The 21,928-nt window shown below is 67.4% G+C and carries 17 protein-coding genes; 14 read left to right on the top strand and 3 right to left on the bottom strand.

Annotation, left to right across the window (positions count from 1 at the left end; translation table 11 throughout):
- Positions 1-266 precede the first annotated feature (266 nt).
- The 6 genes from GU927_RS12665 (at position 267) to GU927_RS12640 (ending at position 8,035) form a co-directional block, all read left to right on the top strand.
- Complete coding sequence (locus tag GU927_RS12665) at positions 267-1,496, top strand: aminotransferase class V-fold PLP-dependent enzyme (RefSeq protein WP_161762816.1); 1,230 nt, start codon at positions 267-269, stop codon at positions 1,494-1,496.
- A 249-nt stretch (positions 1,497-1,745) separates the two neighbouring features.
- Entirely contained in the window at positions 1,746-3,581 is a 1,836-nt protein-coding gene (locus tag GU927_RS12660; RefSeq protein ID WP_161762815.1) for a hypothetical protein, read from the top strand.
- Between the two features lie 120 nt (positions 3,582-3,701).
- Complete coding sequence (locus tag GU927_RS12655; protein ID WP_161762814.1) at positions 3,702-5,123, top strand: cryptochrome/photolyase family protein; 1,422 nt, start codon at positions 3,702-3,704, stop codon at positions 5,121-5,123.
- Between the two features lie 108 nt (positions 5,124-5,231).
- Entirely contained in the window at positions 5,232-6,446 is a 1,215-nt protein-coding gene (locus tag GU927_RS12650; RefSeq protein WP_161762813.1) for an SAM-dependent methyltransferase, read from the top strand.
- 10 nt (positions 6,447-6,456) lie between these two features.
- Positions 6,457-6,897 carry a TrgA family protein gene (locus GU927_RS12645; RefSeq protein ID WP_161762812.1) on the top strand — a complete coding sequence of 147 codons (441 nt, stop codon included), beginning with the start codon at positions 6,457-6,459 and terminating at the stop codon, positions 6,895-6,897.
- A 19-nt stretch (positions 6,898-6,916) separates the two neighbouring features.
- Entirely contained in the window at positions 6,917-8,035 is a 1,119-nt protein-coding gene (locus GU927_RS12640) for an NUDIX domain-containing protein (RefSeq protein WP_161762811.1), read from the top strand.
- Positions 8,036-8,058: 23 nt separating this feature from the next.
- On the opposite strand, the gene GU927_RS12635 is transcribed toward GU927_RS12640, so the two are convergent.
- The 3 genes from GU927_RS12635 to GU927_RS12625 form a co-directional block, all read right to left on the bottom strand.
- Positions 8,059-9,234: a Gfo/Idh/MocA family protein gene (locus GU927_RS12635; protein ID WP_161762810.1), complete on the bottom strand. Its 1,176-nt coding sequence runs from the start codon at positions 9,232-9,234 to the stop codon at positions 8,059-8,061.
- 78 nt (positions 9,235-9,312) lie between these two features.
- Positions 9,313-10,368, bottom strand: coding sequence for a sugar phosphate isomerase/epimerase family protein (locus GU927_RS12630; RefSeq protein WP_161762809.1), 1,056 nt, complete (start codon positions 10,366-10,368; stop codon positions 9,313-9,315).
- A gap of 26 nt (positions 10,369-10,394) precedes the next feature.
- Positions 10,395-11,420, bottom strand: coding sequence for a LacI family DNA-binding transcriptional regulator (locus tag GU927_RS12625; protein ID WP_161762808.1), 1,026 nt, complete (start codon positions 11,418-11,420; stop codon positions 10,395-10,397).
- A 346-nt stretch (positions 11,421-11,766) separates the two neighbouring features.
- Between GU927_RS12625 and GU927_RS12620 the strand changes: the two genes are divergently transcribed.
- From GU927_RS12620 to GU927_RS12585, 8 genes are all read left to right on the top strand, one after another.
- Positions 11,767-13,008: an ABC transporter substrate-binding protein gene (locus GU927_RS12620; RefSeq protein ID WP_161762807.1), complete on the top strand. Its 1,242-nt coding sequence runs from the start codon at positions 11,767-11,769 to the stop codon at positions 13,006-13,008.
- A gap of 70 nt (positions 13,009-13,078) precedes the next feature.
- Positions 13,079-13,972, top strand: a complete 894-nt coding sequence (locus GU927_RS12615; protein WP_161762806.1) for a carbohydrate ABC transporter permease — start codon at positions 13,079-13,081, stop codon at positions 13,970-13,972.
- 1 nt (position 13,973) lies between these two features.
- The gene (locus GU927_RS12610; RefSeq protein WP_161762805.1) at positions 13,974-14,882 is read left to right on the top strand and encodes a carbohydrate ABC transporter permease; all 909 of its coding nucleotides are present in this window, start codon (positions 13,974-13,976) and stop codon (positions 14,880-14,882) included.
- A gap of 11 nt (positions 14,883-14,893) precedes the next feature.
- Complete coding sequence (locus GU927_RS12605; protein WP_161762885.1) at positions 14,894-15,973, top strand: ABC transporter ATP-binding protein; 1,080 nt, start codon at positions 14,894-14,896, stop codon at positions 15,971-15,973.
- A 3-nt stretch (positions 15,974-15,976) separates the two neighbouring features.
- On the top strand, positions 15,977-18,379 hold the full coding sequence (locus GU927_RS12600; RefSeq protein ID WP_161762804.1) for a beta-mannosidase: 2,403 nt from the start codon (positions 15,977-15,979) through the stop codon (positions 18,377-18,379).
- Positions 18,380-18,382: 3 nt separating this feature from the next.
- Positions 18,383-19,132: a sugar phosphate isomerase/epimerase family protein gene (locus GU927_RS12595; protein ID WP_161762803.1), complete on the top strand. Its 750-nt coding sequence runs from the start codon at positions 18,383-18,385 to the stop codon at positions 19,130-19,132.
- Between the two features lie 3 nt (positions 19,133-19,135).
- Positions 19,136-20,269, top strand: a complete 1,134-nt coding sequence (locus GU927_RS12590) for a Gfo/Idh/MocA family protein (RefSeq protein WP_161762802.1) — start codon at positions 19,136-19,138, stop codon at positions 20,267-20,269.
- 37 nt (positions 20,270-20,306) lie between these two features.
- Positions 20,307-21,893: a glycoside hydrolase family 43 protein gene (locus tag GU927_RS12585; protein WP_161762801.1), complete on the top strand. Its 1,587-nt coding sequence runs from the start codon at positions 20,307-20,309 to the stop codon at positions 21,891-21,893.
- The last annotated feature ends 35 nt before the right edge of the window (positions 21,894-21,928 follow it).

Here is a 21,928-nt window from a genome sequence, read left to right as displayed (position 1 = left end):
TCGGGACTCACCCGGGCCCAATGGCCCGGGTAGCGGCCGCCCCGCCCCCCCGGGGCGACCGCCACCCTTGCGTTGCGCGTCGCCACTCGACAGGACTTGAGCCGCCCGCCGCGCCGCGCTAGCAATCATGGCGGGGGGCAGACGCCCCCCTGCCTGCGGGGGAGACATGCCGCAGGCTGGCTGGAAGACCTGCCACGGACCGGGACTTGCCCGCCCGTGCGGGCGTGTCCGGGTCCGGCAGGACCGTTTGGAAAGGATACCGCCCGATGACCGCCCTCGACCTCGACTTCGTCCGTTCGCAATTTCCGGCCTTCGCCTCGCCGGTGCTGTCCAGCCATGCGTTTTTCGAGAATGCGGGCGGGTCCTACCCCTGTGTGCAGGTGGTGGAGCGGCTGCACCGCTTTTACACCGACCGCAAGGTGCAGCCCTATGCCCCCTATCCCGGCGCGCAGGCGGGCGGGGCCGAGATGGACGAGGCCCGCACGCGGCTGGCGGCGATGATGGCGGTGAAGCGCGAGGAAGTGTCCTTCGGCCCGTCCACCAGCGCCAATACCTATGTGCTGGCGCAGGCGGTGCGGAAGTGGCTGGCGGGGACGGGGCAGGCCATCGTGGTGACCGATCAGGACCACGAGGCGAATTCCGGCGTCTGGCGGCGGCTGGCGGATGAGGGCGTCGAGGTGCGGGAATGGAAGATCGACCCGCAGACCGGATCGCTGCGGATCGAGGCGCTGGAGGCACTGGTCGCGGATGGCAAGGTGCGGCTGGTCTGTTTCCCGCATTGTTCCAACGTGGTGGCCGAACTGAACGATGTGGCGGCGATCTGCGCGGTCGCCCGCGCGGCGGGGGCGCGGACGGTGGTGGACGGGGTGAGCTATGCCCCCCACGGTTTCCCCGACATTCCCGCGCTGGGCTGCGATGTCTACCTGTTCTCGGCCTACAAGACCTATGGGCCGCATCAGGGGATCATGGTGATCCGCGAGTCCTTCGGGATGGAGTTGCCGGGGCAGGGGCATTATTTCAACAATGCCACGCTCTACAAGCGGTTCACGCCTGCGGGGCCGGACCATGCCCAGATTGCCGCCTGTGCGGGCATGGCGGATTACGTCGATGCGCTGGCCGCGCGGCACGGGATCGGGGGCGATGCGGCGGCGCGCAACAGGGGCGTGCATGACCTGATGCGGGCGCAGGAGGTGGCAGTGATCGCGCCGCTGCTGGACTATCTGGCCGCGCGCAACGACCTGCGGCTGATCGGGCCGCGCGACGCGGCGCAGCGGGCGCCGACCGTGGCGGTCGATCTGGGCCGCGCGGCAGAGCCCGTGTCTGTGGAACTGGGCAGGCGCGGGATCGCCTGCTGGGCGGGGGATTTCTACGCGGTGCGGCCCCTGACGGCGATGGGGGTCGATCTGGAGAAGGGCGTGCTGCGGATGAGCGCGGTGCATTACACCGGTGCCGACGACGTGGCGCGGCTGATCGCGGCGCTGGACGAGGTGCTGTGAGGGCAGGCGGCGGGGGGCGTGCTGCCCCCCGCGCCGGGGATGGCCTATTGTGGCGATTCCGTGGCGAGTGCCCTGCGATTGTGTCCTGATTTCGTCTTTCGGTTGTCGAGATTGCGTATTTCCATACTTTTGACCATATGATATACGTCTGGCTGGGGCGTTTTTTAGTGTGGTGTGGATATGCGTACCTTTGGTGGTGCAAGATGTGTGTTGGGCATGCTGCTTATGACAGCGGCACCCTAGGTTGCGATGGCGGCTCTTCCCGATGCTGCGGTTCTCTGCGCCGAGGCCTCGGCCGATCCGGTGGCCTTCCGCGTGCGGGCCGATCTGGATGCCGCTGCGGCTGCGATGGCGGATGCCTGTCCTGAAATCCTGCTGGAGGTGCTGGACCTGCCGACGGGGTCGATCCCCGGCGTGACGGCGGGCGGCGGCGGGGGTGGGCTGACATTGGGCGGGGGCGGTGGTCCCGGTATCGACAACAAGGCCATGATCGATGCGCTGCAAGCGGCGTTGACCAACGTCCAGAATGCCGCGGGCGCGGTCGTGGAGGCGCAGTCGGATGTCAATGATGCGCTGGGCGTGGTCCGGCGGCTAACGCTGCAGGCGGATGTGAAGGCCCGTCTGATGACTGCGATGGAAGAGGGGGACGAGGCCGCCCTTGAAGACGAGGTCAAGAAGATCGAGGCGCTGCCGGTCTACACGCAGCAGATCCGGGACGCGATCAGCGCCTACACCACGGCAGCCGGAAATCTGGAGACGGCCGAGGGCAATTTGCAGACGGCGGTGACCGAGTTGAAGGGCACGCTGGGCTATGACGCGTTGGGGACTGCCGTCACGGATGCGATCAATGCGATCCCCACGCGGTTCGGTACCGACAGGACGGCTTGGGGTAACACCCTGACCAACCTGACAAACCAGTTGAACGGGGTGAACATCCAGACGATCAAGGACACGTTTGCCACTCTGAAGTTAACCTATGACACGGACAACAACGGTCTGACGCGCGCAGACATCGAGAGGGTGCTGGAAGCCAACACCCCAGGTGGCAGCGGGGACAGCCGGAGCCTCCAGTCGCTTACGACACAGCTTCAGCAAGAGCAGAGCAAGCAGCGGCCCAACCAGACGAAGATTAACCAGCTCAATGCCGCAATTGCGGCACGTCAAGCGCTGGACACGTTCGACCGCGATAACCCGACACTTCAGGCTATCTATGACAAGGAGAGGCTTGAAGGGCTGATCTCGGTCTATGACGAGGCTGTCGGGAAATTGGGCGGTGCCGATGGCTACATCGCTGCCCTTGATGCCAACCTCGACCTCGACCTGACGAAAGAGGGCATCCAGAACATCGGATACTATCGCCAGAAGGTCGAGGATGCCATCGCGCTGGTCGATGCGGCGTGGATGAATGAGGACGCGGAGCAGGCGAAGACGAAACTCGAGGAGGCGCTGGCAGAGCTTGATCAGGCGATCAACGGCACGATCAAGACGGACGAGGAGGGCGAGCCGATCCTTGGCGAAGACGGGAAACCGCTGCGCAACGACGATGGCCTGAAATCGCGCATCGAGCAGGCCAACGAACTGATCAACGACGAGGACGTGCAGGCCGCGGCCGAGACGGACGAGGAAGTCGAGAAATTGCTGAATGGCACGGTCGACGAGAAAGGCAATGAGGTCGCAGGTCTGACCGATGCGGTCGGCGAGGCGGACGACCCGGATACGAAGGGAAGCGAGGCGACGGGGGCCAATGAGGTAGTCGAGGACGCCGAGCAGACGATCGGGGACGGTGAGCAGGCCATCACAGACTACGAGGAGGCCAAGGGAGACCTGCAGGTGCTGGCCGAGGAACTGGTTAAAGAAGGCAAGCTGGAGGACAAGCAGGAGGACCAGACCCAGACGACCGGTCCTGCCGATGACGGTGCCGCGCGGAGCAGTGCGACAGCATCGAGCGAACCGGCGGGCGGTGACCCCTCTTCGGGCGGGGACCCCTCTTCGGGCGGTGACCCCTCTTCGGGCGGTGACCCCTCTTCGGGCGGTGACCCCTCGTCCGGTGGAGAGGCGCCTTCGACTGACGGGTCGGGGGCCTGATCGGGCCGCCGGACAGGTGTGATGCGGAACAGGGGGCGCGGGTTTTTCCCGCGCCCTTGGCTTTTGCCCTTGAAACCGCCGTCTGCGGCATAGGTAGTGCCGCGAAGCGGAACGGATGACATGACGACCCCTCCCCTGATCCTGTGGTTCCGCCGCGACCTGCGGCTGGACGACCTGCCCATGCTGAGCGCCGCCCTTGCCACGGGGCGGCCGCTGATCCCTGTTTTCGTGCTGGACCCCGAGACGGAGGCGCTGGGCGCGGCGGCGAAATGGCGGCTGGGGCTGGGCGTGGCCGAGTTTGCGCGGCGGCTGGAGGCGGCGGGGTCGCGGCTGGTGCTGCGGCGGGGTGCGGCGGCGGCGGTCCTGCTGGCGCTGGTCGAGGAGACGGGGGCTGCAGGGGTGATGTGGTCGCGGCTTTACGATCCGGCGGCCAAGGCGCGGGATACGGGGGTGAAATCGGCCCTGCGCGCGCGGGGGCTGCTGGGCGAAAGCCATGCGGGCCATCTGCTGCACGAGCCATGGACGGTGGCGACGGGGCAGGGCGGGTTCTACCGTGTCTACACCCCCTATTGGCGCACGGTGCGGGGGATGGATGTTCCGGCCCCGGTGCCCGCGCCCGAACGGCTGCCCGCGCCCGCGCGCTGGCCCGTGTCGGAGCGGCTGGAGGATTGGCGGATGGGGGCCGCCATGCGGCGGGGCGCGGCGGTGGTGGCGGCGCATGTGCGCGTGGGCGAGGCGGCGGCGCGGGTGCGGCTGGCCGAGTTCCTGTCAGGTCCGGTGGAGGGCTATGACAGCGCGCGCGATCTGCCGGCGGTCGCGGGCACCTCGCGCCTGTCCGAGAACCTGACCTATGGCGAGATCGGCATCCGGCGGGTCTGGCATGCGGCGATGGCCGCGTTCCACCGCGGCGCGGCGGGGGCCGAGACGTTCCTGAAAGAGTTGGTCTGGCGCGAGTTCGCGTATCACCTTCTGCATCACAGCCCGCATATCGCGGAACGAAACTGGAAGCCGGAGTGGGACGCCTTTCCGTGGCAGGGTGACGGGCCGCAGGCCGAGGCATGGCGGCGCGGTATGACGGGCGAGCCTTTCGTCGATGCCGCGATGCGCGAGATGTATGTGACGGGCACGATGCACAATCGCGGGCGGATGATCGTCGCGTCCTACCTGACCAAGCATCTGATGACGCATTGGAAGATCGGGCTGGACTGGTTTGCCGACTGTCTGGTCGACTGGGACCCTGCGGCCAATGCGATGGGCTGGCAATGGGCGGCGGGGTCGGGGCCGGATGCGGCGCCCTATTTCCGCATCTTCAACCCCGCCACGCAGGTGGAGAAGTTCGATCCCAAAGGCGCCTATCGCCGCCGCTTCATCGCCGAGGGGCAGCGCGCGGCGGGGGCCGAGGCGCGGGCCTTCTTCGAGGCGGTGCCGCTGTCGTGGCGGCTGGACCCCGCGCGGCCCTATCCGGCGCGGATCGTCGATCTGGCCGAGGGGCGGGCGCGGGCGCTGGCGGCCTATGCGGGGCGGGGCGGCGTGGCCGGCTGACGTCGGGGAAAGGCGGTGGTGGTTGCCGCGAAAGCCTGTATGAAACCCTTGAGTGCGGCGCGCGTATCTGTGACTGTTGCCGCCAAAAACAAGAAACGTGGGGAGTCCATGGACGTTCTGACAAGCATCAAGGGCCAATCCGGCCTGCCGCGCTATTTTGCCCGTGCGTTCGAGGTGGTGAAGGGGATGGGGCGCGGGCGGCTTGATTTCGTTCTTCCCGACGGGCGGAGGTTCCGCATCGACGCACCCAAGGCGGGGCCGGTGGGCGAGATCGTGATCCACAATGCCGATACCTTTGCCCGGCTGGTCCGCGAGGGGGATCTGGGCTTTTGCGACGCCTATCTGGAAGGGTGGTGGTCGACGCCGGATCTGCAGGCGCTGATGGATCTGGTGCAATTGCCCGAGAACGACCCCGTCAATGACGGCTTTCCCGGGATGACCTTCGTGCGGTTCTACGAGCGGATGCGTTTCTGGCTGCAATCGAACAGCAGGAAGCAGGCGCGCAAGAACATCAGCTATCATTACGATCTGGGCAATGATTTCTACCGGCTGTGGCTGGACGAGACGATGACCTATTCCAGCGCGATCTTCCGCACGGGGCAGGAGGGGCTGGAGGCGGCGCAGACCGAGAAATACAAGTCGATGGTCGACCAGATGGGGGCCAATCCGGGCGACCATGTGCTGGAGATCGGCTGCGGCTGGGGCGGGTTTGCGGAATATGCCGCGAAGGAGCGGGGGCTGCGCGTTACGGGGCTGACGATCAGCCGCGCGCAATATGACTATGCGGTGGCGCGCATGGCCAAGGCGGGGCTGTCGGACCGCGTGGAGATCAAGCTGCAGGATTACCGCGACGAGACGGGGCTTTATGACGGCATCGCCTCGATCGAGATGTTCGAGGCGGTGGGCGAGCGGTACTGGCCCGTCTATTTCGACACGCTGCGGGAGCGGCTGAAACCCGGTCGGCACGCGACGTTGCAGATCATCACCATCGCGGACAAGCGGTGGGAGGTCTATCGGCGCGGGGTGGATTTCATCCAGAAATACATCTTCCCGGGCGGGATGCTGCCCTCGCCCTCGGTCCTGCGGGCCGAGGTGGAGAAGGCGGGGCTGCGGGTGAAGGGGTCGATCGAGTTCGGACAGAGCTACAGCCAGACCCTGCGGCGCTGGCACGAGACCTTCAACGCGCGCTGGGACGAGGTGGCGCGTATGGGATTCGACGACCGGTTCCGGCGGATGTGGAACTTTTACCTGACCTCTTGCGCGGGGGCCTTCGAGGGCGGAAACTGCGACGTAACACAGATTACCGTCACCCGCCCCAAGTGAGGCCCCCTCCATGCCCACAGCCGCCAAGCTGGTCGCAGCCTTCGCTTTCGCCATGCTGGGCTTTGCGACCTGTCTGGTCCTGCGCGAGGTGATGCCCGAGTCGCTGCGCGTGGGGCGGATGTTCGAGGCGGCGGTCCTGTGCGGGGCGCTGTCGGGGTGGATGATCTCGGGGCGGGCGCGGCGGGGATCGCTGGCCGAGGCGGCGGCGACGGGGTTGCGGTCCACCTCTGTGGGGGTGCTGTCGGCGCTGGTCCTGCTGGCCGTGGGGGCGATGATCAAGGCATCGCTCAGGGGGCGCTATCGCGGGCCGATGGATGCGGTTCTGGATGTTTTCGAACGCTTCGTCGATTATGGCAGCGCGCTGTTGGCGGTTCCGGTGCTGGGGATGCTGTTCTTCGGGGGGATGCTGGCGGGGATGGTGACCGAGGCCGCAGGGCGGCGCTGGCGCTGAGGGGCGGAACCGGGGGATCATGGCGGCTTTCTTCTTTTACGGCACGCTGTGCCATGCGCCGCTGCTGCGGCAGGTGATGGGCCGTCTGCCCGCGATGCAGCCTGCGACGCTGGCGGAGCATGCGGTCTATTGGGCAGAGGGCGGGGCCTTCCCCCTGATCGTGCCCGAGGCGGGCGGGGCGGCGGGGGGGATGCTGGTCGAGGGCCTGTCCCCGGACGAGGCGGCGCGGCTGGATTATTACGAAGGCGGGTTCCGCTATGACACGCGGGACGTGGCGGTGCGGGCGGCAGACGGGCGCGCGGTGATGGCGCGGGTCTATTTCCCGCAGGCCGGGCGGTGGCAACCTGCGGCAGCGTGGTCGCTGCCGGATTGGGTGGCGCGGTACGGCGCGGCGGCGGTGGCGACGGCGGCGGATTTCATGGCGCTGATGGGGCGGGTTCCGGCGGAAGAGGTCGCGGCGCGCTATGGCGCGATGCTGGTGCGCGGGGCAAGCCATGTGCGCGCGCAGGGGGATGCGCCAGCGACGCTGCGCCGGCAGGCGGGGGCGGGCGATCTGGTGGTGGCAGAGCGGCGGCTGCCCTATGCGCGCTTCTTCGCGGTCGAGGAATGGGCGGTGGGCTGGCGCCAGTTCGACGGGACCATGGGCGCGCCGGTCGATCGGGCGATCTTTGTCATGGCGGATGCGGTGACGGTGCTGCCCTATGATCCGGTGCGCGACCGGGTGCTGCTGGTCGAGCAGTTCCGCGCGGGACCGATGGCGCGGGGCGATGCGGCGGCATGGCAGTTGGAGGCCGTGGCGGGGCGGATCGACCCCGGCGAGACGCCGGAGGAGGCGGCGCGGCGCGAGGCGAAGGAAGAGGCGGGGCTGGAGCTTGGCGCGCTGTTGCCGGTGGCGGGCTATTACCCCAGCCCGGGGGCGGTGTCGGAATACCTTTATTCCTATGTCGCGCTGACCGATCTGCCCGATGGCGTGGCGGGTGTTTTCGGCGAGGCGTCGGAGGCCGAGGATATCCGCGGGCATCTGGTGGGGTTCGACCGGATGATGGAGCTGGTGGCGTCGGGCGAGATCGCCAATGCGCCGCTGATCCTGACGGCGCTGTGGTTGCAGCGCGAAAGGGCGCGGCTGCGGGCGGGATGACCCCGCCCGCCCGCGCGGGCAGGTCAGAGCGCCAGCGTGACCCATGCCCCGTTGCGTTTCGACGAGCGCACGCAGGCATCGACGAAAGCCACGCCCTCGACCCCTTCCTTCAGGCCGGGGAAGGTGACGGCGGGGTCCACCGTTCCGCCGTCGCGGCGGGCGAGGATGGCGCGGGCGGCTTCGGCATAGATGTTGGCGAAGCCTTCCAGATAGCCTTCGGGATGGCCGGGGGGCACGCGGGTCACGCGGCCCGCCTCTGGCCCCGATCCGGCACCGCCGCGGGTGATGCGGTATTTCGGCTGGTTCAGCGGGCCGACCCAGAGGTAGTTCGGATCCTCCTGCGCCCATTCGATGCCCGCCTTGGTGCCGTAGACGCGCAGGCGCAGGCCGTTTTCGCAGCCTGCCGCCACTTGCGAGCACCAGAGCATCCCCCGCGCGCCACCCTTGTAGCGCAGCATGACATGGCCGTTGTCATCGACGCGGCGACCGGGGACGAAGCTTTGCAGATCGGCGGCGAGGCTGTCGAGTTCCAGTCCCGTGACGAAGGCGGCAAGGTTGAAGGCATGGGTGCCGATGTCGCCCGTCGCCCCGCCCGCGCCGGTGCGGGCGGGATCGGTGCGCCAGTCTGCCTGTTTCTGGCCCGATGCCTCGATCGGTTCGGCCAGCCAGTCCTGCGCGTATTCCACCTGCACCACGCGGATCTCGCCCAGATCGCCGTTCCTGACCATCGCGGCGGCCTGCCGGATCATCGGATAGCCGGTGTAATTGTGGGTCAGCGCGAAGATCACGCCTGACGCCTCGGCGGCCTTGGCCAGACGTTTCGCCTCGGGCAGGGTGGCGGTCAGGGGCTTGTCGCAGATGACATGGATGCCGCGGCGCAGGAATTGCAGGGCGACGGGGGCGTGCATGTGGTTGGGGGTGACGATGGCCACCGCCTCGATCCCGTCCTTGCGGCGCGCCTCGCGCGTGGCCATTTCGGCAAAGCTGGCATAGGTGCGGCGCGGATCGACTCCAAGGTCGGCGCCCGAGGCCGCGCTCTTCTCGGGGCTGGATGAAAAGCAGCCCGCAACCAGTTCATATTGGTCATCTATCCGCGCCGCGATGCGGTGGACGGCGCCGATGAAGGCATCGCGTCCGCCCCCCACCATGCCAAGGCGGATGCGCGGCGCCCGCGCCACATGTGCCCCTGTAATGGCCATTTCCTTGCCCTCCTGTCTTCATCTGTTCTTCAAATATCCCACGGGGGTCCGGGGGTGTGAAACCCCCGGTCCGCCCGTTCAATCCAGCCCCAGCATCCGGCGGTTCGCGGCGCGGTCGGTGCCGGCATCCGCGAAATCGTCGAACGCCTTTTCCGTGACGCGGATGATGTGGTTGCGGACGAAATCCGCCCCCTCGCGCGCGCCGTCCTCGGGGTGTTTGAGACAGCATTCCCATTCCACCACCGCCCAGCCGTCGAAGCCGTGCTGCGTCAGTTTCGAGAAGATGCCCACGAAATCCACCTGCCCGTCGCCGGGGCTGCGGAAGCGGCCCGCGCGGTTGACCCAGGACTGGAAGCCGCCATAGACGCCCTGCCGCCCCGTGGGGTTCAACTCGGCATCCTTGACGTGGAACATGCGGATTCGGTCGTGGTAGATGTCGATATGTTCCAGATAATCAAGGTGTTGCAGGACGTAGTGGCTGGGGTCGTAGAGCATGCAGGCCCGCGCGTGGCCCTGCACGCGGTCAAGGAACATCTCGTAGCTGATCCCGTCATGCAGGTCTTCGCCAGGGTGGATTTCATAGCAGACATCCACCCCCATCTCTTCGGCGTGGTTCAGGATGGGCAGCCAGCGGCGGGCGAGTTCGTCGAAGGCTTCCTCGACCAGTCCCGCGGGGCGCTGGGGCCAAGGGTAGACATAGGGCCATGCCAGCGCGCCCGAGAAGGTGGCGTGGGCCGTAAGGCCAAGGTTGCGCGAGGCGGTCAGCGCCTTCTTGACCTGATCCACCGCCCATTCGGCCCGCGCCTTGGGATTGCCGCGCACGGCGGGGGCGGCAAAGCCGTCGAAGGCCGCGTCATAGGCGGGATGGACGGCGACGAGCTGGCCTTGCAGGTGGGTGGAAAGTTCCGTCACGGCGATGCCCGCCTCGGCCGCCTGTCCCTTGAAGGTGTCGCAGTAATCCTTTGACGTGGCAGCCTTTTCCAGATCGAACAGCCGCGCGTCCCAGCTTGGCACCTGCACGCCCGCATAGCCGCAATCGGCGGCCCAGCGGGTGATCGACGTCCACGAATTGAACGGCGCCGTATCGCCCGCGAATTGCGCGAGGAACAGCGCGGGGCCCTTGATCGTCTTCATCCTCTCTCCTCCCAGCAGAGTGTCGTTCAGAGTCCTTCGTTCGGGTCGGGCGCATCGAGGAATTGCGCGGCCCCGGGGGCGCGGCGTTCGATGGCGGCGATGATGGCCTTGGCAAGGAAGTGGCCCGCGCGGCCCACATCCTCGCGCAGGACGATGAGGTCGGAGCGGAAGCGGTGCAGGAAGGGGATCGCCTCTTTGCCCACGGCATCGAAATCGCGCGCAAGCGTCGCGCCTGCCCGCTCTGCGCCATGGACCGAGGCCATGGTGGCGGTGGTGGAGCCGAGGACGAGCCCGTCAGGCGGGTTGGGGGCGCGGAAACGCGCCTCGACCGCGGTTTCGATGTCGTGGCCCGCGCTGTCGGAGGTGACGGTTTCGGCCACCTCGAAGGCGAGGCCCAGATGCGCGGATTCGTCCGCGAACCCGGCCAGCATGTGGCGGGCATAGCTGTGGGCGCGGGGGGGCGCGATGACCATCAGGCGGCGGCGGCCGCGCCGGTGCAGGATGCGGACGGCCTGACGGGCATAGGCTTCGTTGTCGAAGTCGAAATAGGGGTGGTCTAGCCCCATGTCGGTGCGGCCATGGGTGGCGAAGGGAAAGCCGCGGTCCTGCATGTAGCGCACGCGGGGATCGTCGGGGCGGGTCTGGTTCAGGATGATGCCATCCGCCGATCCGGTTTCGACGATGTAGCGGATGGGCGTCATCGGGTCTTCGTCGGGGAAGAAGGGCATCACCACGAGGTGGTAGGCCGTGCCTTTCAGCGTGCGGGCGATGGAATACAGGAGTTGCGAGGTGTGGTTCATCACATCCGCCTCGGCCGAGAGGACGAGGGCGATGACATTGGTCTTGCCCGTCCGCAGGCGCACGCCCGCGCGGTTGGGGCGGTAGCCCAGCCGTTCGGCGGTCTCGCGGACGCGGCGCTTGGTTTCCTCGCCGATGTCGGGGGCGTCTTTCAGGGCGCGGCTGACAGTGGCCACGGCAAGGCCGGTCGCGGCGGCGATGGTCTTGAGCGTGGGGCGGTATTCGGGCGGCAGGGCGAGGGGCGAATCTGTCATGGCCGCTGCCCTTTGCGCCGCGTTGCGGCGGGGGCGCGCCGCGCTGCGGAGCCGCGGAAACCTGCCGTGGGGAAGGGGGCGGTCCTGCCGTCGTGGCGGGGGGGAGTCCGGACCGCGGGCGCACAACCGTAACGGACAAATTCGCCCGAAGTTCCAAGACTTTGGCGGCTGTGCAGGGCTGCGCGGGCGGCGGCGGGGGCCATGGCGGGACGGTGTCCGGAGGGTGATCGATTCGCCCCCATTTGACCCCGCGGCAAGCAGCGCCACAAGCGCAAAGATTGCTTGATCGGGAAAACTATAACGTTATAGAAATTCACTATAACGATTTAGAAACCGGGAGGAACCAATGAAACGCTTTACTCTGGCTGCCGGGCTTTTGGCCTCGGTGGTGTTGCCGTCGACTGCGCTTGCCGTGGAACTGGAGGTGACGCACTGGTGGACATCGGGCGGCGAGGCCGCGGCGGTGAAGGTCATGGCGGATGCTGTGACGGGGGCGGGGATCACCTGGGTTGATGGTGCGATTGCAGGGGGCGACAATGCGCGCCCGATCATCATCAGCCGGATCGCGGGTGGCGACCCGATGGGGGCGACGCAGCTGAACACCGGACGCGATGCGGAGGACCTGATCAAGGCGGGGCTGATGACGGACCTGACCGATCTGGCCGAGGCGGAAGGCTGGAAAGACATCATCCGCCCCGCGAAATTGCTGGATGCCTGCACCTATGAGGGGCGCATCTATTGCGTTCCGGTGAACATCCACAGCTTCCAGTGGATGTGGCTGAACCGCGGGGTCTACGAGGCGAACGGTCTGGCCGTGCCGACCAACTGGGACGAATTCGTGGCCTCGGCCGCGACGCTGAAGGAAAAGGGGATAACGCCGCTGGCGATCGGGGGTGAGCCCTGGCAGATCAACGGCATGGCGGGGGTGTTCACCGTCGCGCTGGGCGGGCTGGACCTTTACAAGAAGCTGAACATCGAGAAGTCGGCGGAGGCTGCCGCCTCGCCCGAGATGACCAAGGTGTTCGAGGCCGTGGCCGCCGCGCGCGGGCTGGTGGACGAGGGCTATGTCGGGCGGGCGTGGAACGACGCGACCAACATGGTGATCACCGGCAAGGCCGGCGCGCAGATCATGGGCGACTGGGCGCAGGGCGAGTTTTCGGTCGCAGGGCAGACGGCGGGCAAGGAATATGACTGCCTGCCCGGTCTGGGCTTCAACCCCGTGCTGGACACGGGGGGGGACGCGTTCTTCTTCCCCAAGCCTGCCGATGGCAATCAGGAGGTTATCGACGCGCAGTTGAAGATGGCCTCGCTGCTGGTGTCGCCCGAGGTGCAGGTGGACTTCAACCTGAAGAAGGGGTCTCTGCCGATCCGGGCGGATGTGAACCTCGATGCGGCGAATGCCTGCATGCAGAAGGGGATCGAGATCCTGAACAACCCCGACAACGTGCTGCCCTCGGGCGAGCAGGTCTGGTCGTCGGACACGACGGGGCAGTTCGAGGACCTGTGGGTGGAGTTCTTCACCACGCCGGACATGACGGTGGAAGATGCGCAGGCGCGCTATGTCGAGATCGTGTCGTCGGCCGACTGACCGGTGATGCGGGCGCGGTCCCGTGGCGGGGCCGCGCCTTTTCCTTCATTCCCCGACCTTGCGAGGATGCATGGCGCAGGCTGGACGCCCCAACCCGCTGTTCCGCAACCTGACGGCCAAGATCGCCACCTTGCCGATGATCGTGACGGCGCTGGTGGTCTTTGTCGGCTGTTCGGTCTGGACGGTGGTCTATTCCTTTACCGCGTCGCGGGCGCTGCCCGTGTCGAAATTCGTGGGACTGGACCAGTACGAGCGGCTGTTTTCCAATGCTCGGTGGGAGCAGTCGGTCACGAACCTGCTGTTCTATGGCGTCTTCGCGCTGGTCTTCTCCTTCGTGATCGGCTTCGTGCTGGCCGCGCTGATGGATCAGAAGATCCGTTTCGAGGATACGTTCCGGACCATCTATCTTTACCCTTTCGCGCTGTCCTTCATCGTCACGGGGGTGGTGTGGCAGTGGATCCTCGACCCCGGTCTGGGCTTGCAGGCCACATTGCGCGGGCTGGGATGGGAGACGTTCAGCCTGAACCTGATCGGCAGCAAGGATACGGTGATCTATGCGCTGCTGATCGCGGGGCTGTGGCAGGGGACGGGGTTCGTGATGGTGCTGATGCTGGCGGGGCTGCGCGGCATCGACGAGGATATCTGGAAGGCCGCGCGGGTGGACGGGATTCCCAAGTGGAAGACCTATGTCTTCATCGTGATCCCGATGATGCGGGGGGTGATGATCACCTCGCTGGTGATCGTCGCGTCGGGGATCGTGCGGCTTTACGATCTGGTGGTGGCGCTGACCGACGGGGGGCCGGGGTTCGCGTCGGAAGTGCCTGCGAAATACGTCTTCGACCACATGTTCGCGCGGGCCAATATCGGGCAGGGGCTGGCGGCGTCGACGATGATGCTGCTGTCGGTGCTGATCATCGTGATCCCATGGGCATATCTTGAATTCGGACGGAAGAAGGGGCGCTGAGATGATGCCGACATCGGTGCCGATCGATGCCTATAGCCCGCATGGCCGAAAGCCCAAGCGGATCATGGAGCCGCGGCGGATCATGCTTTACGCCGTGCTGCTGGTGGCGGTGCTCTATTACATCCTGCCGCTGTGGGTGATGGTGATGACCTCGCTCAAGGGGATGCCGGAGATACGGCTGGGCAACATCTTTGCCCCGCCGGTGGAGATCACCTTCGAGCCCTGGGTGAAGGCGTGGTCGGAGGCCTGCACGGGGCTGAAATGCGAGGGGCTGCGGGCGGGGTTCTGGAATTCGGTGCAGATCACCGTGCCGTCGGTGATCGTGTCGATGGCGGTGGCGTCGGTGTCGGGCTATGCGCTGTCCTTCTGGAAATTCCGCGGGTCGGAGGTGTTCTTCACCATCCTGATCTTCGGGTCCTTCATCCCCTATCAGGTGATGCTTTACCCCCTTGTGGTGATCTGCCGCGAGCTGGGCATCTATGGCACGCTGCCGGCGGTCATCCTGATCCATACGATCTTCGGGATGCCGATCCTGACCCTGCTGTTCCGCAACTATTTCGCCAGCCTGCCGGAAGAGCTGTTCAAGGCCGCGCGGGTGGACGGGGCGGGGTTCTGGGGGATTTTCCTGAAGGTGCTGGTGCCGATGTCGGTGCCGATCTTCGTCGTTGCCACCATCCTGCAGATCACCGGCATCTGGAACGACTTCCTGTTCGGGGTGGTGTTCGCGGGCACGCAGAACTGGCCCATGACCGTGCAGCTGAACAACATCGTCAATTCGACCCAAGGCGTGAAGGAATACAATCTGAACATGGCCGCCACCATGCTGACCGGCCTTGTGCCGCTGACCGTCTATTTCCTGTCCGGCAAGCTGTTCGTGCGCGGCATCGCCGCGGGCGCGGTGAAGGGGTGAGGGGGATGAGCATGAAATCCTCGATCTCGGTCCGTGACCTGACGCTGAATTTCGGCGCGGTGTCGGTGCTGAAGAACCTGAATCTGGAAGTGGCGGAGGGGGAGTTCATCGTGCTTCTCGGCCCGTCGGGATGCGGGAAGTCGACGCTCTTGAACTGTCTGGCGGGGCTTCTGGACCTGTCGGACGGGCAGATCTGGATCAAGGGCCAGAACGTGACATGGGCCGAGCCGAACGAGCGGGGCATCGGGATGGTGTTCCAGTCCTACGCGCTTTATCCGCAGATGACGGTGCGGGGGAACCTGTCCTTCGGGTTGAAGAACGCGCGGATGCCGCAGGCCGAGATCGACAGGCGCGTGGCGCGGGCGGCGGAGATATTGCAGATCGGGCCGCTTCTGGACCGCAAGCCCGGTGCGCTGTCGGGGGGGCAGCGGCAGCGGGTGGCGATCGGGCGGGCCTTGGTGCGGGATGTGGATGTGTTCCTGTTCGACGAGCCGCTGTCGAACCTTGATGCCAAGCTGCGCAGCGAGTTGAGGGTGGAGATCAAGCGGCTGCACGCGCGGCTGGGCAACACGATGGTCTACGTGACCCATGACCAGATCGAGGCGCTGACGCTGGCCGACCGGATCGCGGTGATGCGCGGCGGGATCATCCAGCAACTGGACGCGCCGCAGACCATCTACAACAAGCCCGCCAACCTGTTCGTGGCGGGGTTCATCGGCAGCCCGTCGATGAATTTCCTGCATGGCGCGGTGGTGGATGGCGGGCGCGGGTTTTCGGTCGCGGGGACGGTGATCGCGCTGGAGGGCTATGACGGCGGGCGGCCGGTTGAGATGGCCAAGGCCATTCTGGGCGTGCGGCCCGAGCATATCGACATCGTCCACGAACCCGAGTCGGGGCGGACCATCCCCGCCACGGTGGAACTGGACGAGCCGATGGGGGCGGATTCGCTTGTCTGGCTGACCACGGGGGGGGCGCAGCTTTCGGTCAGGGTGCCGGTGGAGCGGCGGCTGGCGCCGGGGACGGCGGTGCATCTGCGGCTGGATGTGGGCAAGGCGTCGCTCTTCGATGCGGTGACGGAACAGCGGGTCTAGGCGATGCAGGATCTGGGCGGCATCTGGAGCCTTGCCGATGTGCAGGGGGAGCATTCCGTGCCCTTTGCCGTGCCGGGCGACGGGATTTCGGCGTTGCAGGCGGCGGGGGTGATCCCCGACCCCTATCACGGGCGCAATGAATACGGGCTGCGCTGGATCGCAGGGCGCGACTGGGTTGCGACGCGGGCCTTCGACCATGACGGCGCGCCCTGCGATCTGGTGATCGAGGGGCTGGATACCCTGGCCGAGGTGCGGCTGAACGGGGTGCTCGTCCTGTCGGCGGCCAATGCATTCCGCCGCTGGCGGGTGGATGCGGCGGGGCTGATCCGGCGGGGGCGGAACGAGATTTCCGTGACCTTCCGGTCGGTGGTGGCCGAGGGCGCGCGGTTGCAGGCGGCGCAGCCCTTTTTCGTGCCGTGGCACGAGGGGAACTGTCCGATCCCCAACGGCAACATGATCCGCAAGCCGCAATGCGATTTCGGCTGGGACTGGAACATCGCGCTGGCGCCCTTTGGCATCTGGGGTGGCATCCGGCTGGAGCGGCAGGGGGCGCGGATCGCGGATGTGATCGTGACGCAGGACCATCGCGGCGGCGCGGTGGAGGTGGGCGTCGAGGTGCGGGGCGAGGCGCCCGGTCAGGTGGAGGTGACGGCGACGCTGTGCGGCGTGACGGCGAGCGCGCCCCTGCGCGGGGGCGTGGCGCGGCTGGTGCTGCGGGTGGAGGGGGCGGCGCTGTGGTGGCCTGCGGGATGGGGCGCGCAGGTGCTGCACGAGTTGACGGTGACGCTGGGCGCGGCGCGGGCGGTGCGGCGGGTGGGCCTGCGCGACCTCGCGCTGGTGTCGGCGCCGGATGCGGCGGGGCGGTCCTTCGGGTTCCGCGTGAACGGGCTGGACATCTTTGCGCGCGGGGCGAACTGGATTCCGGCGGATGCCCTGCACGGGCGGATCACGCAAGAGGGCGTGCGCGACCTGCTGCAATCGGCGGTGGATGCGGGGATGAACATGATCCGCGTCTGGGGCGGCGGGCGGTATGAACCGGACTGGTTCTATGACCTGTGCGACGAGATGGGTCTGATGGTCTGGCAGGACTTCATGTTCGCTTGCAACCTTTACCCGTCAACACCTGATTTCCTTGCGGAAATCGACGCCGAGGTGCGTGATGTGGTGGCGCGGCTGAACCACCATGCCTGCCTCGCGCTGTGGTGCGGGGATAACGAGCTGATCGGGGCGCTGGGCTGGTTCGACTGTTCGCGCAAGGACCGCGACCGCTATCTGGTGAGTTACGACCGGTTGAACCGCACGGTGGAGGCCGCCTTGCGCGCGGTGCTGCCGGGGGCGAACTGGTGGCCATCCTCGCCCTCGCCCGGGGTGATGGCCTTTGGCGATGCGTGGCATGACGACAGCGCGGGCGACATGCATTTCTGGAGCGTCTGGCACGAGGGGCGGGATTTCGACCATTACCGCGACGTGCGGCCGAGGTTCTGTTCGGAATTCGGGTTCCAGTCCTATCCGTCGCTGGAGGTGATCCGCCGCTTTGCCGGTCCTGCGGATTTCAACATCGCGGCCCCCGTGATGGAGAGCCACCAGAAGAACGCGGGCGGCAATGCGCGGATCGCGGAGACGATGTTCCGGTATTTCCGCTTTCCGGTGGATTTCGCGAATTTCGTCTGGCTGAGCCAGATCCAGCAGGGGCTGGCGATCCGCACCGCCGTGACCGCCTGGCGCGGGTTGAAGCCGCATTGCATGGGGACGCTGTACTGGCAACTCAACGATACATGGCCGGTCTGTTCGTGGTCGTCGCTGGATCATGGCGGGGGGTGGAAGCTGCTGCACCACATGGCGCGGCGGTTCTATGCGCCGGTGACGGTGGTCTGTCTGCCGGATGCCGAAGGGTTCCTGCTGGCGGCGGTGAATGACCTGCGCGAGGCGGTGGAGTTGCGGCTGGAGGCATGGGCGGTGGCGATGGACGGAAGCGCGCGCCTGCTGGGCGAGGCGGCGGGGCCGGTGCCGGTGGACCGCGCGGCGGGGATGCTGCGGGTGGCGGCGGGCGATCTGGGGGCGGGCGAGGTGCTGTCCTTTGTCTGGGACAGCGCGGCGGGGGCGGGGCGGGATGTCCATGCGCCGCTGCCGTGGAAGTCCTATGACCTGCTGCCTGCCGGGATCGAGATGGCCGTGACGCAGGAGGGCGGGCAGTGGCGGATCGTGCTGACCGCGCGGGCGCTGGCGCCCTTTGTCGCGGTCGAGGCGGATGTGGCGGGGCGGTTTTCGGACAATGCCGTGACGCTGATCCCCTGCCTGCCGGTGACGATCACTTTCACCCCGCGCGAGGCGGGGGTGGTGCCGCGTTTCACCCTTCGTGACCTTCATTCCGCGACCTACGGGTCGCCCGAGCCTGCGGGAGCCTGACCGATGTTTTCCTATCAGCTTTATTCCTCGCGCAATTTCCCGCCGCTGGGGGACACGCTGGCGATGCTGGCGGCGGCGGGCTATGGCGCGGTGGAGGGGTATGGCGCGCTCTACTCCGATGCGGGGGCGGTCGAGGCGCTGGCCGCGGGGCTGGCGGCGACGGGGTTGCGGATGCCTACGGCGCATTTCGGGCTGGACCAACTGGAGGGCGATCCGGTCGGATGCGTGGACATCGCGCGGCGGCTAGGGATCGGGCGGATTTATTGCCCGTGGGTGCATCCGGACCACCGCCCGAGCACCGCGCAGGGCTGGCGCGATTTCGGGGCGCGGCTGGATCGGGCGGGGGCGGCGATCCGCGCGGCGGGGCTGGGGTTCGGCTGGCACAACCATGATTTCGAATTCCTGCCCCTGCCCGACGGGACGGTGCCCATGGCCGCGCTGCTGGAGGGCGGGCCGTCGCTGGAGTGGGAGATGGACGTGGCATGGGTGGTCAAGGGGGGCGCGGACCCTGCGGCATGGATCGCGGCAGAGCGGGGGCGGATCACGGCGGCGCATGTGAAGGACATCGCGCCCGCAGGGCAGAACGCGGACGAGGACGGCTGGGCCGATGTGGGCCACGGCACGGTGGACTGGCGCGGGCTGATGGGCCTGCTGCGGGGGGCGGGGGTCGCGCATTTCATCATCGAACATGACAACCCGTCGGATCACGCGCGCTTCGCGCGGCGGTCGCTGGCATCGGTGAAGGGGTATTGAGACATGGCGAAACTGGGGATCGGGATCATCGGCTGCGGCAATATCTCGGCCGCCTATCTGCGGCTGGCGCCGTCCTTCCGCGGGCTGGAGGTGCGGGCGGTGGCGGACGTGAACATGGACGCCGCCCGCGCGCGGGCGGCGGAGTTCGGCACGAAGGCGCAGTCGGTGGAGGACCTGCTGGGCAATCCCGCGATCGACGTGGTCATCAACCTGACCGTGCCGGATGCGCATTTCGGGGTGTCCAAGGCGATCCTGCAGGCGGGCAAGCATGTCTATTCGGAAAAGCCCCTGACCCTGACGCTGGAGGATGGGCTCGCGCTGCGCGATCTGGCGCGGGGCAAGGGGCTGTCGGTGGGATGCGCGCCGGACACCTTCCTTGGCGGGGCGCACCAGATGGCGCGGGCGATCATCGACGAGGGGCGGATCGGCACGATCACCGCGGGCGGTGCCGCGGTGCTGAGCCACGGGATGGAGCATTGGCATCCGAACCCCGATTTCTTCTTCCTGCCCGGGGGCGGGCCGATGCTGGACCTTGGCCCCTATTACGTGGCGAACCTGATCAACCTGATCGGGCCGGTGCGGCGGGTGGCGGCGCTGACCTCCTCGGCAAGCGAAACGCGGACGATCTCGTCCGAGCCGCGCAGGGGCGAGGTGATCCCCGTCAGGACGCCCACCAATATCCACGCGCTGCTGGACTTCGTCAGCGGGGCGACGGTGACCTTGTCCACAAGCTGGGACGTCTGGAGCCACAAGCGCACGAACATGGAGCTTTATGGCACGGAGGGGTCGATCTACGTGCCCGATCCCAACATCTTTTCCGGCCGTGTCGAGGTGGCGGGGAAGGATGGCAGGGTGGAGGAGGTGGCGGCCTGGGACCATCCCTTCGGGCGCTTCAATTCGCACCACCCGTCGGTGGGGGATCATGCGAATTACCGCATGGCGGGGCTGGCCGATATGGTGGCCGCGATCCGCGACGGGCGGGATGCGCGCTGTTCCATCGACCGCGCGCTGCACGGGGTGGAGGTGATGACGGCCTGCCTGAAATCGGGCGAGGAGGGCGCTTTCGTCACCATGCGGACGACCTGCACGCGGCCCGAGGCGCTGGGCATCGGGGAGGCGGAGGCGCTGCTGGCATGAGGGGGGGCGGTTCCTTGCGGACGATCCGGGGCTGGCGATGATCGAGAATCCGGTGCTGCGGGGGTTCAACCCCGATCCGTCGATCTGCCGCGTGGGGGAGGTCTATTACATCGCCACCTCGACCTTCGAATGGTATCCCGGGGTGCAGATCCACCGGTCCACCGATCTTGTGAACTGGGAGCTTGCGGCGCGGCCCCTGCGGCGGGCATCGCAACTGGACATGCGGGGCAATCCCGACAGTTGCGGGGTCTGGGCGCCCTGCCTGTCCCATGCGGACGGGCGGTTCTGGCTGGTCTATACCGATGTCAAACGCTTCGACGGGGCGTTCAAGGACGCGCATAACTACATCGTCACCTGCGAGACGGTGGAGGGGGAGTGGTCCGATCCTGTCCATGTCAATTCCTCGGGCTTCGATCCGTCGCTGTTTCATGATGCGGACGGGCGGAAGTGGTTTTTGAACATGCGCTGGAACCATCGGGGCAGGGGGACGGGGCTGAACCCCGCGCATGACAGTTTCGACGGGATCGAGCTGCAGGAATGGCATCCCGAACGCGGGCTGCTGGGCGAGGTCGTCACGATCTTCACCGGATCGGGGCTGGGTCTGACCGAGGCGCCGCATCTGTTCCGGCGGGACGGGTGGTATTACCTGACCGTGGCCGAGGGAGGCACGGGCTATGACCATGCCGTCACCATGGCGCGGTCGCGGGCGGTGACGGGGCCTTACGAGATGCACCCCGACGTGCATCTGATGACGGCGCGGGCGGCGGCGGGGCATCCGTTGCAGCGCGTGGGTCACGGGCAATATGTCGAGACGCCGGAGGGCGAGGGGCTGCACAGCTTCCTTTGCGGGCGGCCGCTGGAGGGGGGCTTTTGCCCGCTGGGGCGCGAGACGGGGCTGGCGCGGGTGGTCTGGGGCGCGGATGGCTGGCCGCGGCTGGAGGGGGGCGGGATGGCCCCGCCGGTGGCCGTGCGGGCGGCGGCGAGGCGGCGGCCGGACGGGGCGGTGCACCGGTCCTTTCAGGGGCGGGCGGAGCTGCCGCCGGAATTCCAGTGGCTGCGGACGCCCTATCCGGACCGGCTGTTCCGGCTGACGGGGCAGGCGCTGCGGATCACGGGGCGGGAAAGCATCGGATCGTGGTTCGAGCAGGCGCTGGTGGCGCGGCGGCAGGAGCATCACGCCTATGCGGCGGCGACGGTGGTGGACTGCGATCCCGCGGGCTGGCAGCAGGGGGCGGGGCTGGTGACCTATTACAACCGCCACAAGTTCCATGCGGCGCTGGTGACGCACGAGGCGGGGGTGGGGCGGTGCCTGACGCTGGTCTCCTGCCTTGGCGACTGGCCGGGGGAGGCGCTGACCTTTCACGGCACGGTGCCGCTGGGCGCGGGCGTGGTGCGGATCGAGGTGCAGGTGGAGGGGGCCGCGCAGCGGTTCCACGTGGCGACGGGGGCGGAGCCGCTGCGCGCCGTGGGTCCGGTGCTGGATGCGCGGATCATCTCGGACGAGGGGGGGCGGGGGGAACATGCGTCCTTTACCGGCGCTTTCGTCGGGATGGTGGCCTATGACCTGACGGGGCGGGGTTGGGGGGCGGATTTCCTGCGCTTTGATTATATCCCCGGCGCGTGACGCGGGGGGCGCATTGGAACTTGATCAAATCCCCG

Source organism: Paragemmobacter amnigenus, assembly GCF_009908265.2.
GTDB lineage: Bacteria > Pseudomonadota > Alphaproteobacteria > Rhodobacterales > Rhodobacteraceae > Paragemmobacter > Paragemmobacter amnigenus.
The sequence above is the reverse complement of the archived record's forward strand: the minus strand, read 5'-3'. Positions and strand labels throughout refer to the sequence as shown.